General features: G+C 62.8%; 32 protein-coding genes. 1 reads left to right on the forward strand and 31 read right to left on the reverse strand.

Annotated elements, in window-relative coordinates; translation table 11 throughout:
• Positions 1-10 precede the first annotated feature (10 nt).
• A complete protein-coding gene (locus M1R55_RS29290) occupies positions 11-193 on the reverse strand; it encodes a hypothetical protein (protein WP_249396645.1) in 183 nt (60 codons plus the stop codon).
• A 600-nt stretch (positions 194-793) separates the two neighbouring features.
• On the opposite strand from M1R55_RS29290, the gene M1R55_RS29295 reads away from it, so the two are divergent.
• Entirely contained in the window at positions 794-1027 is a 234-nt protein-coding gene (locus M1R55_RS29295) for a hypothetical protein (RefSeq protein WP_249396646.1), read from the forward strand.
• On the opposite strand, the gene M1R55_RS29300 is transcribed toward M1R55_RS29295, so the two are convergent.
• The 30 genes from M1R55_RS29300 to M1R55_RS29440 all read right to left on the reverse strand — a co-directional run bounded on the left by M1R55_RS29300 (position 1024) and on the right by M1R55_RS29440 (position 16161).
• Positions 1024-1224, reverse strand: a complete 201-nt coding sequence (locus M1R55_RS29300) for a hypothetical protein (RefSeq protein ID WP_249396647.1) — start codon at positions 1222-1224, stop codon at positions 1024-1026. The two genes, M1R55_RS29295 and M1R55_RS29300, sit on opposite strands and share 4 nt — an antisense overlap.
• 65 nt (positions 1225-1289) lie before the next feature.
• A complete protein-coding gene (locus M1R55_RS29305) occupies positions 1290-1523 on the reverse strand; it encodes a hypothetical protein (protein WP_249396648.1) in 234 nt (77 codons plus the stop codon).
• Between the two features lie 88 nt (positions 1524-1611).
• Positions 1612-2214 carry an HNH endonuclease domain-containing protein gene (locus tag M1R55_RS29310; RefSeq protein ID WP_249396649.1) on the reverse strand — a complete coding sequence of 201 codons (603 nt, stop codon included), beginning with the start codon at positions 2212-2214 and terminating at the stop codon, positions 1612-1614.
• Between the two features lie 119 nt (positions 2215-2333).
• On the reverse strand, positions 2334-3446 hold the full coding sequence (locus M1R55_RS29315; RefSeq protein ID WP_249396650.1) for a hypothetical protein: 1113 nt from the start codon (positions 3444-3446) through the stop codon (positions 2334-2336).
• Positions 3443-4150, reverse strand: a complete 708-nt coding sequence (locus M1R55_RS29320; RefSeq protein WP_249396651.1) for a metallophosphoesterase — start codon at positions 4148-4150, stop codon at positions 3443-3445. Before M1R55_RS29320 ends, M1R55_RS29315 begins: the two co-directional genes overlap by 4 nt.
• Positions 4151-4351: 201 nt before the next feature.
• Positions 4352-4966 carry a hypothetical protein gene (locus tag M1R55_RS29325; RefSeq protein ID WP_249396652.1) on the reverse strand — a complete coding sequence of 205 codons (615 nt, stop codon included), beginning with the start codon at positions 4964-4966 and terminating at the stop codon, positions 4352-4354.
• A complete protein-coding gene (locus M1R55_RS29330) occupies positions 4966-5304 on the reverse strand; it encodes a hypothetical protein (protein ID WP_249396653.1) in 339 nt (112 codons plus the stop codon). The genes M1R55_RS29325 and M1R55_RS29330 overlap by 1 nt, the downstream gene beginning before the upstream one ends.
• Positions 5301-5768: a hypothetical protein gene (locus M1R55_RS29335; RefSeq protein WP_249396654.1), complete on the reverse strand. Its 468-nt coding sequence runs from the start codon at positions 5766-5768 to the stop codon at positions 5301-5303. The genes M1R55_RS29330 and M1R55_RS29335 overlap by 4 nt, the downstream gene beginning before the upstream one ends.
• Positions 5765-6007, reverse strand: coding sequence for a hypothetical protein (locus tag M1R55_RS29340; protein ID WP_249396655.1), 243 nt, complete (start codon positions 6005-6007; stop codon positions 5765-5767). Before M1R55_RS29340 ends, M1R55_RS29335 begins: the two co-directional genes overlap by 4 nt.
• Positions 6004-6303 carry a hypothetical protein gene (locus M1R55_RS29345; protein ID WP_249396656.1) on the reverse strand — a complete coding sequence of 100 codons (300 nt, stop codon included), beginning with the start codon at positions 6301-6303 and terminating at the stop codon, positions 6004-6006. Before M1R55_RS29345 ends, M1R55_RS29340 begins: the two co-directional genes overlap by 4 nt.
• Entirely contained in the window at positions 6300-6431 is a 132-nt protein-coding gene (locus tag M1R55_RS31945) for a hypothetical protein (protein ID WP_256566081.1), read from the reverse strand. Before M1R55_RS31945 ends, M1R55_RS29345 begins: the two co-directional genes overlap by 4 nt.
• Entirely contained in the window at positions 6428-7159 is a 732-nt protein-coding gene (locus M1R55_RS29350) for a hypothetical protein (protein ID WP_249396657.1), read from the reverse strand. Before M1R55_RS29350 ends, M1R55_RS31945 begins: the two co-directional genes overlap by 4 nt.
• Positions 7156-7674, reverse strand: a complete 519-nt coding sequence (locus tag M1R55_RS29355) for a hypothetical protein (protein WP_249396658.1) — start codon at positions 7672-7674, stop codon at positions 7156-7158. Before M1R55_RS29355 ends, M1R55_RS29350 begins: the two co-directional genes overlap by 4 nt.
• Positions 7671-7889 carry a hypothetical protein gene (locus tag M1R55_RS29360; RefSeq protein ID WP_249396659.1) on the reverse strand — a complete coding sequence of 73 codons (219 nt, stop codon included), beginning with the start codon at positions 7887-7889 and terminating at the stop codon, positions 7671-7673. Before M1R55_RS29360 ends, M1R55_RS29355 begins: the two co-directional genes overlap by 4 nt.
• Positions 7882-8295 carry a hypothetical protein gene (locus M1R55_RS29365; RefSeq protein WP_249396660.1) on the reverse strand — a complete coding sequence of 138 codons (414 nt, stop codon included), beginning with the start codon at positions 8293-8295 and terminating at the stop codon, positions 7882-7884. The genes M1R55_RS29360 and M1R55_RS29365 overlap by 8 nt, the downstream gene beginning before the upstream one ends.
• A gap of 9 nt (positions 8296-8304) precedes the next feature.
• Positions 8305-8967, reverse strand: a complete 663-nt coding sequence (locus M1R55_RS29370) for a hypothetical protein (protein ID WP_249396661.1) — start codon at positions 8965-8967, stop codon at positions 8305-8307.
• The gene (locus tag M1R55_RS29375; RefSeq protein ID WP_249396662.1) at positions 8964-9203 is read right to left on the reverse strand and encodes a hypothetical protein; all 240 of its coding nucleotides are present in this window, start codon (positions 9201-9203) and stop codon (positions 8964-8966) included. Before M1R55_RS29375 ends, M1R55_RS29370 begins: the two co-directional genes overlap by 4 nt.
• Positions 9200-9538, reverse strand: a complete 339-nt coding sequence (locus M1R55_RS29380) for a hypothetical protein (RefSeq protein ID WP_249396663.1) — start codon at positions 9536-9538, stop codon at positions 9200-9202. The genes M1R55_RS29375 and M1R55_RS29380 overlap by 4 nt, the downstream gene beginning before the upstream one ends.
• Complete coding sequence (locus M1R55_RS29385) at positions 9535-9777, reverse strand: hypothetical protein (RefSeq protein ID WP_249396664.1); 243 nt, start codon at positions 9775-9777, stop codon at positions 9535-9537. Before M1R55_RS29385 ends, M1R55_RS29380 begins: the two co-directional genes overlap by 4 nt.
• On the reverse strand, positions 9774-10172 hold the full coding sequence (locus tag M1R55_RS29390) for a hypothetical protein (RefSeq protein WP_249396665.1): 399 nt from the start codon (positions 10170-10172) through the stop codon (positions 9774-9776). Before M1R55_RS29390 ends, M1R55_RS29385 begins: the two co-directional genes overlap by 4 nt.
• An 85-nt stretch (positions 10173-10257) precedes the next feature.
• Positions 10258-10512 carry a hypothetical protein gene (locus M1R55_RS29395; RefSeq protein ID WP_249396666.1) on the reverse strand — a complete coding sequence of 85 codons (255 nt, stop codon included), beginning with the start codon at positions 10510-10512 and terminating at the stop codon, positions 10258-10260.
• A 105-nt stretch (positions 10513-10617) separates the two neighbouring features.
• Positions 10618-10947 carry a hypothetical protein gene (locus M1R55_RS29400; protein ID WP_249396667.1) on the reverse strand — a complete coding sequence of 110 codons (330 nt, stop codon included), beginning with the start codon at positions 10945-10947 and terminating at the stop codon, positions 10618-10620.
• Between the two features lie 80 nt (positions 10948-11027).
• Positions 11028-11927: a 3'-5' exonuclease gene (locus M1R55_RS29405; protein ID WP_249396668.1), complete on the reverse strand. Its 900-nt coding sequence runs from the start codon at positions 11925-11927 to the stop codon at positions 11028-11030.
• Positions 11924-12136 (reverse strand): hypothetical protein, encoded by a 213-nt coding sequence (locus M1R55_RS29410; RefSeq protein WP_249396669.1) that lies wholly within the window; start codon positions 12134-12136, stop codon positions 11924-11926. Before M1R55_RS29410 ends, M1R55_RS29405 begins: the two co-directional genes overlap by 4 nt.
• 49 nt (positions 12137-12185) lie before the next feature.
• The gene (locus M1R55_RS29415; protein WP_249396670.1) at positions 12186-13634 is read right to left on the reverse strand and encodes a helix-turn-helix domain-containing protein; all 1449 of its coding nucleotides are present in this window, start codon (positions 13632-13634) and stop codon (positions 12186-12188) included.
• A 251-nt stretch (positions 13635-13885) separates the two neighbouring features.
• Positions 13886-14137 carry a hypothetical protein gene (locus tag M1R55_RS29420; RefSeq protein WP_249396671.1) on the reverse strand — a complete coding sequence of 84 codons (252 nt, stop codon included), beginning with the start codon at positions 14135-14137 and terminating at the stop codon, positions 13886-13888.
• Positions 14134-14427: a hypothetical protein gene (locus tag M1R55_RS29425; RefSeq protein WP_249396672.1), complete on the reverse strand. Its 294-nt coding sequence runs from the start codon at positions 14425-14427 to the stop codon at positions 14134-14136. Before M1R55_RS29425 ends, M1R55_RS29420 begins: the two co-directional genes overlap by 4 nt.
• A complete protein-coding gene (locus tag M1R55_RS29430; protein ID WP_249396673.1) occupies positions 14424-15236 on the reverse strand; it encodes a phage antirepressor KilAC domain-containing protein in 813 nt (270 codons plus the stop codon). Before M1R55_RS29430 ends, M1R55_RS29425 begins: the two co-directional genes overlap by 4 nt.
• 74 nt (positions 15237-15310) lie before the next feature.
• Entirely contained in the window at positions 15311-15688 is a 378-nt protein-coding gene (locus M1R55_RS29435; protein WP_249396674.1) for a hypothetical protein, read from the reverse strand.
• Positions 15685-16161 carry a hypothetical protein gene (locus M1R55_RS29440; RefSeq protein ID WP_249396675.1) on the reverse strand — a complete coding sequence of 159 codons (477 nt, stop codon included), beginning with the start codon at positions 16159-16161 and terminating at the stop codon, positions 15685-15687. The genes M1R55_RS29435 and M1R55_RS29440 overlap by 4 nt, the downstream gene beginning before the upstream one ends.
• Between the last annotated feature and the right edge of the window lie 3 nt (positions 16162-16164).

Consider the following 16164-nt stretch of genomic DNA (forward strand, 5'->3'; position numbering starts at 1 on the left):
CACGCACAGGTCAGCCGTGCTTGGTGCGGTCTTGCTCTAAACGTTCGATCAGCCCGCGCTCGCTCAGGCCTAGGCGGGCGAGTTCGATTAGGCGCAGGCTCTCGGCGTGGGTCAGGCCCTTTAGGTGAGTGGCGATCTTCCCCACAGTGGCGGTGGTGAGGGGGCAACGGGACGCGATCTCGGCATGGGTCAAGTGGGGACACCTCCAGCGGGTGGATTTGCAGCACAAAAAAAACCCGCCACAGTCGGCGGGCACAACTCGAATTGTTTGGGATGCAGGAAGTCTAGCGAGCGACTGCCAGGAAAATGTCTTTGAAGAGGAGACAACGGCGGGACTTGCACCCGCGCACTGGGCAGCGTCAGCCCTGTATCTCGCCCGTCGTGCTCTTCGGGGCGTTGCCGTGGGCATCTTTCTTCCCTCACACCTGCGAGCACGCCCGAGGTTTCAGCACGTGAGTGTCGCCTGTCTTTGGCCGCGTCAGTCGGTGGGCGCGGGGGCTGGCGCAGACTCTCCAGCGGGATTAGGTGTTGTAAGGCCAGCCGGGGCCGCCATCATTGTCTGTCTGATGCCCCTGCAAGCCCTGACGCCCCACCTGTTTCTCAGGGGCATAAGCACCGTGCAGGTGCTCAGCAGGGGTGGTTTCACGAAATACCCGCCTCTCTCCGCAATGGCAGCAAATCTGGGGGTATTGCGGGGGGATACTCGTGAGGACAATCCCTGTACCGTGCCAACAATGCGGGCAATGACTCATGGTTCTCCTCTGCCAAGTGGCTTGGCATGCTCAAATGCCCCATGCCTGTTCCTGTTATCCGCATTGAAGACGGCAAGATGTACCGCAGTATGGAAAGCTTCGCCTGGGTGGATTACCCCATGGGAAGCGCCTCCGACGAGGTCAAAGCCCTCACCGACGCCAGCACGAAGCATGAGCCCGTGCAGATCATCGGCCCGGAATTCAGCATCCAAGGCACCATCAGCGTCATGAGCATGGGAAATGGGGCCAAGTTCCGCGTGGTGCGCTCGGATTAACTGAAGACGACGGCCTTGTTCACCCACATGCTGGTTTCTTCCAGCTTGGTGATGGCGAGCGAACGTTCACGGCTGGGCGGCAACGTCTCGACAATCGTGTCGTGCACCTGCTTCAGGGCCGTCCGCACGGTTTCGATCTGCTGAACCTGCTCTGGCGTGGGGGGCTGGTACTCGAAGGGATGTTTGGTGTCGGGCATGGCAGGCTCCTGGGGTTGAGGGGGCAACAAAAAACGCCCCGAAGGGCGCACGTAAGCCAGTGGAATTATTCGGCAGGAGTGAAATCGACGTAGAACTCCTTGCCCGGCTCAAACATCTTGGCCGCGTCCGGGTTGGAAATGGTCATGGTGATCTCGCCCGCAGGCGTGTATTTCCAAAATTCTTTGTTCTCTTCAGAGCCGCTGTTGACCGGGTGCAGCTTGACCGATTTGCCGTGAGAAGGGTCGCTGGAGTGCAAGGTGACGGAACTGCAGAAGAACTTGGCGCGGGTCTTGGGCATGGTGAACCTCCAGAGGTGGGCGTGAACTCAAGACAAAAAGAAAGAAGTGTGCTGCATAGGCTGCAAGCACACTTCTTTGTTGGTCAGGCTAAGGTTGGTAAGTGGGGGCACGCCATTCGTCCGGCGTGCGATTCTTCTTATCAAAATTGCACGGGCGGCAGCTCAGCACCAGATTGTCATGCTCGTTCGTTCCGCCCCGTGACAATGGAATTTTATGTTCTAGGTCGTAGTAACCGTTGTAGAAGACATCGAACGACAACCCGCAGTAATAACAACGCCCTTGCTGCTGCTTGAACAACGCGGCAGGGATCTCAGGCAAGTGGGTCATGTCCTGGCCTACCCGCCGCGCCCTGGTCAAGTTGCTCGATGCTCTGCGCCTGCCCTCATGCAACAGGACTTGGCAATCCCGACACGTATGAGACAGGCGTTCGGGGTTGCGGTGGGCAACATGGAAGAAGTACTTGTCTTCCGGCAGATACTCCCCACAAGAGCGGCAGCGGCGCTCCTGGGTGCCGTCTGCGCCAACGCGGGTGGCGACAGGCAACTTCTGATTGACGGGCGGCACCTCTTGAAAAACTTCTGGCGCGATATGGCTGAGATCGAGAGGCTTGAAGGCAACGGGTGAGCTTTCCAACCGCTCCAGCCGTTCCTCAGGTGTTTCTGGCAAAGCCCCGATGTAGGCTCTCATCATCACCTCGCAGGCAGAAAAAAAGATTTTAGGGGGGCGCACTACACTACCGGTATCTTTTTATAGTTAACCCGTTTCGTTGCAGAATGTCAACCGGCAATTCTCACACAAGACCAATTCTCTCACACTCCGGTCAGGCGGCACAGCGCGTAGATCGCCAGTACCGCTTCCCGCAGGTCGCCGCTGCGCCGGGAGGCGAGTTGCATGGTGCCGCTGGAATGGGGCGTGAACACGTCCCCCAAAAATGCCCTCGTTACATAGCCGTGCCAACTCAGCGCCAGATTGGGGTGGCCAGCGGCGGATAGCGCGAGGTCGTAGAGCGCGTCCACGTCGCGGCGAGCTTCACTGCCTGCCCCCAGTTTCAGGCGGGCGGACAGGCTTTCGGCTTTCACCAGTCTTCCCCAGCCCCACGACTCCAGCAGGGCGTCGTACTCGGCGCGGTAGAGGTGGAGTTCCATAGCCTCACCCGGCACCTGCAGCTCTAGGCGTTCGGGGCTGGGGAACGTGCCGTTGGTGCGCTGTTCCTGCGGCGCGGTGGCTTGGGCCGTAGAGGGTTTGACCCCGAGCGGTGTCCACGAGCGGTGGCCCTGATGGATCCCCCACAGGGCGTGCGCGAGTGCATTGGCGGCGATGAGGGTGCGGTCACGCTCGCGGCGGGTCTGAGCGAAGGTTTCGGCGGGGATGCGCCCGGCGTCGGCAGCCACGCGCTGCTGGGCCAGGCGAAGTTGCTGAGCAGGCGGGGTGCGCGAGAGCGGGCGGCGGGCAGCTTCCTCGGCGAGGGGCAGGCGTCCAGGAGTGCGCTGACGGCGGCAGACCCGGTCATACGAACGCTTGGCCTCCGTGAACGTGCAGGTCTCTCCTGCCCGGCGGGCCTTCCACATCTGCCTGACGAGCTTGCGGCGGGACTTCTGGAGGGCGGCCTGGCGCTGGCGCTCTTTGGTCTCGCGGGCGAGCAGTCTCTCGTAGGGCACACGTACCTCGGCGCGGGTGGCCGTATCGCCGTCAGACCGGGCCGCCCACATCAGGGCCACCACTTCCCGGCGGGCACGGCGCAGGTCAGGCAAGGTGTCATCGGCCCACACGTTCAGGGCGTGGGCACGGGCACGCCGCTCGGCGGGGAGCGTCGCGGGCCGGGCGTGGTAGGTGGCCTGGAACTCTTCGGGCGTGAGGAAGGGGCCGGTCTGGGAAGGGTCAGTGGGGGTCAGCGGCGGCTCCTGTGGGGGCAAAGGGATCATGACGAGGCAGGGGCAGGCGGGGCAAGTTCTAGCAGGGTGACGAGGAGCGTGTCCAGATCGAGCACTGCGAGCTGCCCGGTGTGGAAGGCGGCGCAGTCGAGGTACAGGCTCTGGGTCTGATCCGGCCAGTCAAGGCGGGTGGGCAGCGCGAGGCCGTCCGGGTGCAGCGTGGGTGTGGGCGTGTGGCCGTGCACGGCGAGGGTGCAGCCGGAGGGGAGTGGGGCGCGGCCTTCCTGTCGGCACTGGTCGGGCCGCTTCCAGAGGTGGTCAGGTGCGTTGCCCCAATACCCTTCCAACAGGTGCGGCGCGGCATGAGAGAGGTAGACGTGCCCTACCCGCGTCCAGTGCGTGAGGTGGTCGCGCATCCAGCGGGCGTCGGCATAGGCAGCTTCAAGAGAGGGCCACTGGGAGAGGATGGTGAAATCCCAGAGGGCGACCACGGCATGCTCAATTGGGCGGGGCTTGCCGTCCATCTCCAGCATCGCGTGCACGAACATCGCGTCGTGGTTGCCCCACAGGGCTTCCGCGCGGCCCGCATCCACGAGTTCACGCACCTGCCGGAGGACACCGGGCGCGTCCGGGCCTCGATCAAGGTAATCGCCGAGGAAAATAAATTGACGGTCTGGGTATTGCGTTGTTGTGGCGGTCAGCAAGTCCGAGCAGCCGTGCAGATCAGGGATCACGAGGGGCAGACGTGGGGTCAAGTGTCCTCCGAAAACTCAGTCTTTTCGAAAAGACTGGAAGGGGCGGGGGCGAAAAAGACTGTCAGGCACGGCGAATTTGGAGAATAGGCAAGGGGCGTTTTACATGAGAAGCACTTGGCGATCTCGCCTTCAGATGTCCGGGTGCTGACGTGCAGAACCACCCCGCAAGCCGGACAGTTCAGCGAGGCCGGATGGGGCGGGTCAGGGGGCATCGGGCAGCCACACGCCCAGCAGCGGGCCTGTCCAGAGGGCGAGCGGCTTCAGTTCCCAGTTCATGGCGCGGTCGGCCAACATGGGCAGGCCTGCACCGGGTGGGTTAAGCGTCAGGCTGGTGCTTAAGAGCACGTAGGGGTGACCCAGCAAGGTGACGTGGCCGCGCAGCAAGGCGGCCCGGTGCGGCGCGAGGTGAACGCGGTAGAGCTCCAGCGGCACGCGCAATCTCAGTCCGAGATACGGCGGCTCGTAGGGGCGCATGGCGTCGTTGCCCAGCCAGTGGGGGAAGGCGATGAGGCCCTCCCACTCCGGATGCGGGCGGGCACGGGCCAGCAGATCATCCAGATCCACCGGGTCATGCGGCGCGGCCACTGGAGGCGGGACTTCAGGAATCGGCGGAACCAGTAGGATCGGGCGCACCGGTTCACCGTTCAGGGCCGCGCCCATGCGGGTCACCGTGTTCAGGAGGGTGGCCTGATCGGTCAGGGTGAGCGTCTGCCCCCGGCGCAAGGCCTTGGCCCAGATCTGGCAATGGTGCCAGGGGACGAAGTGCTGGGCGTCTTTGATCCAGCTTTCCAGCAGGGCCAGGGTGCGGCGGGCCATCAGGGGGCCTCCGGAAGCGAGAGCAGCGCCGTCAGTTTCTGCTGGATGGCTTGTAGCTCAGCAGGCGTTTTGCCCTCCAGCTGTTCCGCAAGGCCGTCCAGCAGCTCGGAGTTGAGGCGCTCGGCCTCCACCGCCTGGTCATGCTCGGCGTTCAGGCGGGCGCAGAGGTCGGTGGCGAGCGTGTCGGCGTCGGGCAGAATCAGGCCTCTGCGGTTGTGGTAACTCTCGTACACCGCGAGGATGGTCGCCCGCTGCTGGGTGTCGAAGACTTCCATGACGCGGGTGCCGCCACCCTCAGCGGGGCGGTAGGTATAGCGGGGAGAGGGAGTCACAGTCACGGCAAAACCTCCTGAAGGGTCAAAGTGAGCGAGTGGGACTGCGCCATCTCCTGCACGACGGTGAGGCGGCGCACACAGCCGCCCAGGCCGAACTCCCCATCTGTGTCGTCATGGATCACGCCCAGGGGGATGAACAGGCCGCGCTTCTGGCGCTGGGCCTGACGCACCAGTTCGAGATTGGATTTGGGGCGGGTCAGCGAATCCAGCAGAAATTTGCAGGCGCCGACCTTGGAATCCACATCGAAGGGATACGGCGTCCAGAGCACCACGTCGATTTCCACGTAGCGCAACGGCGTGGCAGGGCGCTGGCCGGTCTTCGCCAGTTCATAGGCCAGCTTGCCGCAGAGGTGGTCTCGGCTTTTGGCGCGGGCGTGTTCGTTCGTGCGCAGCATTTCGTTCACGCTCATCAGGCGCACGCGGGGCAGGTGCAGGTGGATGCGGCGCAGTTCGGGCGTGGGGGTCAATTCGACTCCTCGACGATCAGTGCGGCGGCGCGTTTGGCCTGCTCGACGTACTCGGGCTTCAGGGCCGTCAGCCCGTAGTTTCTGAGGGCTGCCTTGGTGATTTCGAGCGCGGCGAACTGCTGGGGATTCAGCCGGTGGGAGGCGGCGGGGCGCTCTGGGCGGGCCAGGGCGTAGATCAGTACCCCGTAGCCGACAAACAACAGGAAAATAATCAGCAAGGCCAGATTATTGGGGTTCAAGGCATGCCTCCAAACGCGTCCAGAAAGGCCCGCTCGTGCCCGGCCAAGCTCGGTACCGGTAAGTCGTGCAGGTGGGTCAGCAGGGCGGTCAGGGCGGCGTGTTGTTCCGGCGTCAGGGGCAGCACCGATATTCGTAGTACTGGGCGCCCTACGTGGTGGGCGGGCAGCACAGGCAAGTCCTGTGAGGCCAAGTACCGGAGCTTTTTGCAGATGGCCGCCCGCTCGGCTTCCAACAGGTCGTCGGGCTGAGGCAGCAGCGCGCTGCGGGAGATCAGGGGCGGCAGGAGCGCGGTCACAGGTCACACCCGAAGCCCCGCAGGATGTCGTCCATAGCGACCGGGCGGGACGTGGGATGGGGGCGGGACGTGGGATGGGGGCGGGGCTTGACCGGACGGCAGAAGAGGCGGCGCAGGAAGGCGATCACTTGGGCTCCTCTGGAGTGGATTGGCGCTGCGTCTCCAGCGCCGCCACCAGTCCGGGCAAATGGTTGTGGTCTGGGCCGTGTTCGTTCAACCGCTCGCGGTGGTGGGTCAGGAGGTCAATCAGGGAGAGACCGGGGGGCGCGGCTGTCGGGCGTGGAGCGGCATAGAGGGGAAACAGCATCTTTCCCGGTTCAGGGCAGACCCATTCCACCTCCGGCGGCCAGGGCACAATCTTGGCCCGCTTGGGCCGCCAGCGGTGCCACTTGGCGGGCACGGGAGCATAGACGGCCTCCACCGCTTCAGCCAGCAGCACGCCGCCGGCGACGCCCAGCACCCGTCCAGTCACGCGGACGTGGAAGGTGACGGGATCGAGATCCAGCACCGCGCCTGCGGCTTGGAGTGCGATCACGAACGGTTTGTCGTCTGACACCGCAGGGCAAACCTTGACGCGAATTACCCCTTCACCCCGGTCAAGCTTGAGCAGCTGTCCGGTCACACGAACGCTGGAGCCGTTGGGGACACGGGCAGGCTTGACGTTTCGGCGTAGAGCAAACAACTCGCGCAGCGTGCCGTCTGGCCGGGTGCGTGGGTAAGCTCGAACCGTCACCCGCTGCGGGCCGGTCAGTTCCCAGCGGGTGCGAATGCTCAGACCTCCAACAATGATGCCGATGGGACCAGGCGTGGCCCAGCCGGTGACGGTGACAAGGGCGGAGTGGGGGAGGGGCTTCACAGCTGCTTCCTGAGTTCTTCGTGCCCTTGTGCAATGCGGGCCCGCTCTCGCTTTTCGAACGCCTCCAGCTCGGCTGACTGGCCCAGCCCGATCCGGAAGCGGTAGATGGACAGGCCGACGCTGACGCCGTACCAGTGGGCTAAACCGCCTCGGCGCCCGAAGCTCCACCCGAAGTGGCTGAGGAATTCTTTCCAGCGCTGACCAGGCTGAGCATGCCTTGCCGCTCGCAGGCCTGCACGAAGTCCGAAATTCCGCTGGGAGGACCGGTCAGCAGTGGTGACGTTCCGTTTGCCTGGGTAAGTCCCAGCCCAGTGGACGCTGTTGATGGGCCAGTACCGCCGCTCGGTGCTCCGGACGCGTAGTGCTGCCGTAGCGAAGTGCGTGTCCAGTCCGTCATGGCTCCGTGCACGTCTTTGCCCTGCAAGATCGCGCTGCAGCTCTGTCACCTGTTTCCGGAGGGCTTCGAGTTCTGTGGTAGAAATGAATTCAAACGTTTCCACGAGTTCAGGGCTCATCGCCGCCCGCCTTTGCGGAGGGCCGGATGCCCCTGCCGGTTGTACCTGGCCTGCTGGTGCTGATCCTGCTTGACCATCTGATCGAACTTCGCGTTCCGCACGATGTTCGCCAGGGCTTCTGGCCGGTAGGGGTACCCTGCTGCCGCCATGCCCCCCGCCTGCGTTTCGATGACCGCGACTTCCTGCTCGGTCAGGCCCTCTCTCCAGTCAGTCATCCTGTCTCCAGTCCAGCGCCACCTGCGCCTGCTCCGGCGTGATGCGGAGAATTCCTCCTTTCGCTAGTGCCGCCGAGATGGCCTGGGCACGCGCAGAGGGCGGCTCAGAGTCTTTGGAGGTCAGCACTTCCACGACGTGCCAGACGTAGGGGCCACTCTGAAAGCTGCCGACGTGCCGCTCATGGGCCAGCAGGGTGTCTCCGGTGCCCGCCATGCGGAACACGCGCATTTCGGTGTCAAAGGGTTGAAACTGGGCGTGGCGCACCCACAGGCAGGCGACGCCGCCCTGCTCGCCCACCAGGACGGGCACGGCACCCGTAGGCAGGGTCAACGCTGTGGTGTGCCCCACTGGGCGCAGAACGTATTTGTAGATGGTCTCTGGGGGACACTCAGTGGTGTCAGTCATGCAGACCTCCTATCGGGGAATGGGAAAACGGCGCTTGGGCTTTTTGCCCGGCGCAGGCTGGGGTTCAGGGGCCTCTTTGGTGAGACTCAGGGCCGGATGGGGGAGGAAGACAGGGCGGGCGTGACGATCAGCCGTGAAAAAGACCGGGCTGATCTTCAGAGCGGAGGAAGAGAAATACACTGGCGTGCCCTTCCGAAGGGCCCCAAGCGCTGGAGCTTGCTCGGTGGACTTGTCCGCAGCCGATGGCCAGATGATTGGGGCGGGCTCTTCCTCACGCTCCCGCAGCCACGCCGCGATTCGGATTGCCTCGGTGCGGGTCAGGGTCTCATCGCCGTGCCCATGTGACCGGAACGCCCATTTCAGGTCGTCCACCCGGCCCCGCTCTTTGTACCAACTGCCCACCAGCAGACCAGAGAGGCCGTAGCCAAACCCATAGAACTCGTCGTATTCAGGGACGGCCACCACCAGCGCCCCGTAAGTACTGATGTCGTCGTTGCGGTAGTGCAGCGACTCCCGTCCGTCGCCGTCAGAGAAGGCGCGGCGGATTGAACTCACCAGGCCGCAGTTCCAGTTGTTGCCGCTGAAGGTCTCGTCTTTGAAGGCACATCCACGCGGGTCACCGAAATGGGCAGGCTGACGCTCTAGGCCGCAGTGTTCACAGGTGTCGGTCATGGAATCACCCTTCTTAGGTCGTATTTGGGGTCAGCGTCCCCGATATGAAGCTCTTTCCCACCCGGCCCCTGCACGTACCAGACGGTGCCGCGCACCAAGCACCAGTGGGAGCGCATTAACGCAACTCCGCTGTAGCGCCCCGGCATGAAGCCCAACGCCTCGTTGTAGCCATCAGGAAGTTGAGGCACCGTAAAGGTCACCTGCTCCCCGTCTTTCTGGGGCCGGAGATCGGTCATGAGGAAGCCTCTTGAATGCCTTGCCCCGCGTCCCCGGCATGGAAGTGCAGCCCGTTCAGTTCTCGGCGCACGGCCTGCGCGGTCAACATCACCAACCTGGTGTCGGGGCTATCGGTCAGCACGCCCAGCGCCGCTTCGAGCACCTGCACCGCCCGCTCCAAGTGCCCGAAGTCACTGGCCCGCTCTAGCGCCTGAAAATCAGGTTCGCGCAGAATAACGAACGTAGCGCGCTTGAACTGCAAACGAGCGTAGGAGCGGGGCTCAATGGAGTCCAGGTGCTCACGGGGGCGGATGCGTAACGCCTCAAACGAGTCGAAGCTGGGGCCTGGCTTCATCGCCGTACCCGGCACTGTTGCCGCAGTTCACGCAGAATGATCCGCTTCAGTCGGCGGCGCTGGCGCAGGCTGAGTGGGGGCCTGGGCGCAAGAATAATGGGCAGGCTGGCCCGCAAGCGGTGCACGGTAATGCGCCGGGTCAAGTCGTCCAGAAACTGATCAAGCTGGGCATTCAACTGAGACAGGGGCGCGTCCACTAGACCCTGCATAGCGGCATTGAATTCGCGCAGGGTGGTCATCGCCGCACCACACCCATGAGGCGGCCTCCCTCAGCCAAAGCACTCGCCAACTGTTCCAGGCCGCCTTGAGACAGACTGTTGAGATGCTGCTCGATTCGGAAGCGGGCGCGACTGGCCGTGAGCTGGGCGTCACGGGCCGCAAAAAAAGGATCGAGCGCCGCGTCCGGGGCCTTGCTCCCGAACATCTTCTGAAACTCGGCGTACTCAGCCTCTGTGAGCGCGACCTTGGCAACGGCGAGCATCCGCGTCAGGTGCACGGTCAGCTCCATGAGCAGCAGCACAGGCGCGGCGCCAATTTCATCGTGGTAGGGCGTCAATTTCTTCACCAACGCCTCAAACTGGGGCGGCAGGGCGTCCAGCTCAGCTTCGATTCGGGCTTCTATCGCTTTGGACACAGGCACTCCTTCACGGCAATGGGCAGCCCGCCGAGGCAGGGGGCCAAGGCGGGCAGGGGTGAAACGGATGGATTGTTAGGAGTGTTTAAGCACCAGGATTTCCTGAACTGATTAGCGAGAAATGATAACTAGAACCAGAGGGACGGACTTTGTGGCTGGACTCCACCACCAGAAACAGCCATCGTCCGGCTTCCGTTTTCAACAACACCTTTGCGTCCTCCCTGCTGGCCTTGAGCAACGCCGCCAAATCTTCTGGCGACAGATCGGCATTCGTCAGGGTAATTTTTTGTTCAGGAGGCGTCAGGCGTCCAACGCGAAATTCACCGGCAAGTTCTCGCATGCTTTCCATCCTATCCAGTCAGGGTCTTGAATTCTGTTGCAACGCTTCACTCAAGACGACGCATTGCTTGAGTCAAAGCCGAGTTTTCGACGGTTCATGAGAACGTCAGGCGCGGCGGGAAGGGGGCAACGCTTGGGCGGACGGCGAGAGCGCCCGAATCAGCGGGCTCAGGGTGACGTGACCAGGCAACACCGAGGCACTGACGTACACCCGGTAACTCTCGAAATGAGCTGCCTCATACGGCCACTCGATAATGATCGACATCTGGGGCCGCATCAGTACAACCTCAAATCTACGGAACACCCTCTGAAGGTAAAAGGCCTGAAGCAACGACAGCAACGCCTGCACTGCACCCGGTTCCCCTGTTACTTCAAAACTGCCGTCAAGGTCAATGAACTCCGGGGAAGGCAAGGACAGGTGGTCAAGCTCCGACACAAAATCAGGTTCTGCCCGCTTCTGAGTGACCCTCAGATCCTTCGCCGAAAGTCTGAGCTTGCTGAGATCCACGCCCTCCGTCATTCCGGCCATTCCACGAAATCTTTCGGCACGTCAGCCACGGTCAATACAGGCCACTCACGGGTAGCCACTGCACTCACCAGGCGAGCCAGGGCCTGCGCGCCGCCGAGTGCCCGGTGGGTGGCCGCTTCCGGAGGGACACCCATCTGACGGCACGCTCCGAGCAGCGACGCCCAGCGCCAGTCCCCGTGATAGTCCGACCAATCGCCGTGCAGCGGGCCAAACGCTTCCATCGCGCAACGCCATATGGGCGGGTTGTCCTGCGGAGGCAGCCCATGCGCCTCGTCCGAGGTCTTCAGGCGGGCCTGATCAAAGTCGGCGTTGAAGGCGACAATCCGCCGTCCGTCCAGCCAGGGCCGCAGCTGCTGGGCCACCTCTGTCCAGCTGGGGGCATCCGCGAGCTCCGCGTCACTCAGGTCATGCACGGCCTGCGCCTCTGGCTCCACCGGAATCGTGGGCCGGACGAGACTGTGAAACTGCATGTGCCCGTGCCGGTCCACCAGGGCAACCTCAATCACCTGTCCGGAGAGGCCAGTCGTCTCGGTGTCCAGGTACCCGGTCTGAGGGTCGTCATGCCAGAACCGGAAGCGCTTGACCGCGCGATCCACCGCGTGCTGGTACATCTTCAGGGCGTCCTGTTCAGCCTGGGCGCATGCAGCCTGTCGGCGGGCTTTCTCTGCCAACTTCCGGGTCTCGGTGGCCTGGAGACCTGCGGCCACCCGCATGGGATCGACTGGCCGCACCTGCGTCACGTCGTACAGCTCGCAGGTCAGATACCCCTTCCGGGTGCGATACCGATACTTGGCTACCGGTTGACCCACCGGCACCACGCCTAAATTCTTCAGGCCGGTGCGGTGGTTGAGGCCGTCCGGAATCCGCTCGTGCACGGGCAGGGTCATTTGGGTTCCTTGACCTTGAACGGCACCGCATCGGCTGTGGCGTACAACGCCGAGGTGCGCTCCATATTCGGCCCCCTAAAGCGGAACAGGGCGGCCACCAGTTGGCCCTCGGCGGGTTGCAGGCCTGCGGTTTCTAGGGCTTCAATAGTCGCGAGTTCAGGCGGATGCGTTTGCTGATAGGTGGGAATTTTCATCTTGCGTTTGGGCATGGGCGCGTCCTCTGCCCGCCTTGGCGCGGGCCAGAGCGGGCATGTGGGGTTAATCGGCAGCGTAAGCGGGGCGGCGGTACTTCAGGGTGATGTCCGTGACGCTCAGGGTGTCTTCGGTCTTGAGATGCAGCAGCGGCGTGCTGCCGGGGCGCTCCTGGACTTCCACCACATCGACCACCTGATTCGGGTTGGCCCTCAGCTCCCAGAGGCCGAGATATTTGGAAAAATCCACGCGGGGCGCAGCTTCAACAGGTTCAGCGGGTTGCTCAACAGAAGCGCGGGCGGGTTCGTTCTTCACGTCGTAGGCGCGGCCCTGAGGCGCGGGGACGCTGAATGCTGCGCCCTCGATAATGGCCTGCGTGATCGGCGCACCGATCAGTCGGTCGAGCGCCAGGGTGCTGAATTTGGCGAACCCACCTGGGTTGCCCGCATCCAGCTTGGCCGCCGCCGAAGCCAGCGTCAGTTCCTCATCGGTCAGGCGGGTAAGCAGGTCACGTGGGAGGCCGCCCGTCTGGGTGGCGGTAGCGAGCTGAGCCATCAGATGAGGCAGACGGCTCTTATGGCTGGCACTGAGTAGGGCGCGGAGTTGGGGCATGCGCTCGGGATCACGGGCAGGGCGAGCATTCAACACAGTGCGAGGAATGGCCGCCAGTCCCAGAATCGCGTATTTCGGCGCCGGGCCGCCCGCCGGAACAGTTTCAGATGACGTGGTGCCATTCTCTGGCTTGCCTTGCTCCTGAGAGGAACCTGTAAAGAACTCGGGCAGGTCATCGCCGCCTTCCGGGTTTGAATGCTCTGCCGGGGTGGTGTTGGAGCCGTTAGGCGAAAAGGCAGCAGCGGCATCGCTGATCGGTGAACTGATGAGCGGGCTTTCCGGCTCCTGCGATGGTGCTTCAATTGAATTAACTTCAAAAGATTGAAGAACTTCAGTTGAAGTAACTTTGGGCACGCTGGGCGTGCTAGGTGGCACGCTGGGCGTGCTAGGGGGTAGCACGGTGGGCGTGCTAGGTAGCACGGTGGGCGTGCTAGGTAGCACGGTGGGCGTGCCACCTTTTGCCGCCTTTGCGTCAGCTTGCCGCTGCACTTGAGCCGCTTCAGTTGCCTCTTCAAGTGAGGCGCGTCGTGCTTTGAGCTCATCCAACCACTGGCGGCGAGGGGTCAGGGTGTAGACATTGGTGTCGTGCTCTTTCATGCCCTTTTTGCTGCGGTTCTGTTTAATAACCAAACCCGCGGTGACCAGTTCCTTCATGGCAAGCATGGCCTTGTTGCGCAAGGTTAACGGGCTGGCCTCAGGGCCGTTTGTGGCCCGAAAGCAGGCCTCGCCGATACTTTGATACGACGGGAAGATTTCCCCGTTTTTTCCTGCGCGGCGAACCAGGTGGGCGTACACCCGGAAAGCCCAGACACTGAGGGGGGCGTCATCCAATTCCCAGTGGATTTGAAAGGGGAGATCATCCCGGCTGTCTTCGACTTTGAACGTGTCTCGCTTGGTGCTCACTGTGGTGTCCTCAGGGCCGAAAATTGAGGGCCTCCCTTCACAGGGGGTAGATCAACGCTCTGGATACGTTGACCCTAGCGCCCATGTCGGCTAACATAGGTGCAGGCCGTAATCCCGTAAGGGATCTGCCAGGTGTTAAGGGCCTCTGCTAAAAACCCTTTGTTGTACGGACGCTCTAGTGTTTCCAGCACTGGGGCGTTCGCCTTTTGGTCATCCTGCTCAAGTTGACCTACTCGGTTACGCTCAGCGTATCACTTAAAGCTCACATCCGTTACGTTTTGGGGTTGCTTCGGGTACTCCGCTTTCACCGCTGCCATCACCTGTTGCGCCTCGCTCATCCTCAGTCCGCGCCAGTGCAGGAGCTTGCGGCCCAGCACGCGGTTGCTGTACTCGGTGAAGGTGTACAGCCGGTGCTCCTTGGCCCCTTTGGGCACCGGCAACCGCTCACGCATGAACGTGGCGAACTGCTCCTGCTGCAGGTCAGTCAGGGGTGGATCGTTCATGACGTCCGCCGATCGTTGAGGATGTCTTTCAGGCTCCAGCCATCAGGTCCGGTCTGCGTGACCGTGAACGCCTGCGTGTTGCGCACAAAGGCAAGTTCATTGGTCAGGCGGGTGTTTGCCCGCTGGGAAACCGACAAGTCGTGGGCCAGGGTCTTGGCTTGCTGGTTGCTGGTTTCCAGCTGGGCCTCAGCGGTTTTCCGTCGCTTGATCTCAGCCCGCAGGTCAAGGCTCAACCCAACAACCAGTGACACGGACAGAATGGTCAGGAACAGAAACAGGGCCGTCATCATGCCTGGGCACCCGAGCCGGGAGGCAGGGCAGGCGGCATGGGTAGGAGCTTTTCCTCCCGCATTTTGCGATCGAGCCAGGCTAGTCCTTTCGGCGTGATCCGGGGCGTGTAGGTCACCGCTTTGCCGTCGGGGCGAGGCCGGGTGATCACGTCGAAGTAACCAGCGTCCAGATATTTCTGGTACGGGATGTTGTGGTGCTCTGCACCGCTGCGATTAGCATCCATCAGAATCTGACGGTCTCGCAGCAGCTGGAAAAGACGTCTCTCGCCCGTGCCCAGCAGCTTGGCGGCATCGGACACGCTGTAGCTGCCCTCGGTGGCCATCAGCGCCTGAAACTGTTCGGCCTTGGGTGCCAGCAGCGCGACCTGCTCTTCGGCCTGAGCTTGGGCGGCGAGGGCCTGGCGCTTACCTTCCATCTCATTGGCCCAGGCGCGGGCCGCCGCCACTGGATCACTGAAATTGGGGAGCGCCAGTACCTGTTGCCGGTAGCGCTTCTCGGCCTCAATGAAATATCGCCGAATTTTCTTGCCCGTGGGACTGCGCTCCAGCATCGCCAGCTCTTTGGAAAGGTCAATGCTCAGCCAGTAGTCGCGCCGGGGCGTAGGGTTAAAGCCGCTCGCCAAAACGGGCGAGCCGTCCAGCACAACGAATTCTTCTCCTTCGGTGGCGCCCGATTCTTCCAGGCGGCCCCGAATCCAATTGCTGAAGTCCCGGCCCACTTGAAGGGAGGCATGCAACGTACGGGCGTCCACCCACAGTTGATCGCCTTCCTGATGAATGGGCACAAGGTCAGAGAGCGGTTCAGTCATAAGCGTCAGCTCCTTGCCCTAGCGATGAATGCTGAGGTTCTGTTGTTGTAAAAGCCTTGGCGGGGGGAGGGGGTCTACGCGCTCGCTACCCGTAGGCCCGCGCCTCGGTCGATGGCGTCCAGCGTGTAGTTCAGGGCCGATTCCAGACGCGGCAGGCTCAGCGCCTCCAACAGATCGGGAATGGCCCTCACCGGCAGGTCACGGCCCTTCAGTGAGTCGTGCAGGGTTCGCACTGACACCAGATTCACGAACACGGTGTTCAGATCGTCTGGTGTCAGTGCGGGCGGCGCTGCAATCAGGGACAGGCCTTCGAGATCGTCGCGCAGCCGGAGCATGTTTTCAGCGGTGGCGGGATAGGTCAGGTCGCCGAAGCGTTGGAGCTGGTCGAGCATCAGGCTGGTGGCCGCCAGCATCGTGAGGGTGATTTCGGCTTCTAGGTCTGGGTCGCTCACGCGCTGGCCTGCCCATCCGCGCGCGGCAGTTCGGGGAGTCGCAGCACCAGGAGCATGACGCTGGGGATGGTCGTCAGCAGGTCAGGCAGGCTGAGACCGTCTGGTAGAGGACCGCCGCCCCAGTGGCTTTCGAGGGTGTAGACCGCGCACACAAGGCCGAGATCCAGTTGATCTTGGGTGAGCCCAGTGGGTTGTCCCGCATCCATCTGGACGTGCAGGTTGTTCAGCGCCAGAGCCAAGGCTTCAAGATCGGCGCGGTCACTCGCTTCCATGTTCTCTTCGGTGACCAGTTGTTCGTTCACGCTCAGCGTCAGGACGCGGGCAACGTCAGCATGTGTGGGTCCTTGTCGGAACAGGTTGGTGACCCGCTCAAATTTAGTGAGCCAGCCGCCCTGCCGTTCTTCGAAGGTTCGAACCTCCACCCCGAGGATGCCCAAGGCCTCGTGCAGGCGTCCGGTGTATTCGGGACTCATGTC

Origin of the sequence: Deinococcus sp. QL22 (genome assembly GCF_023370075.1) — a bacterium.
Taxonomy (GTDB): domain Bacteria; phylum Deinococcota; class Deinococci; order Deinococcales; family Deinococcaceae; genus Deinococcus.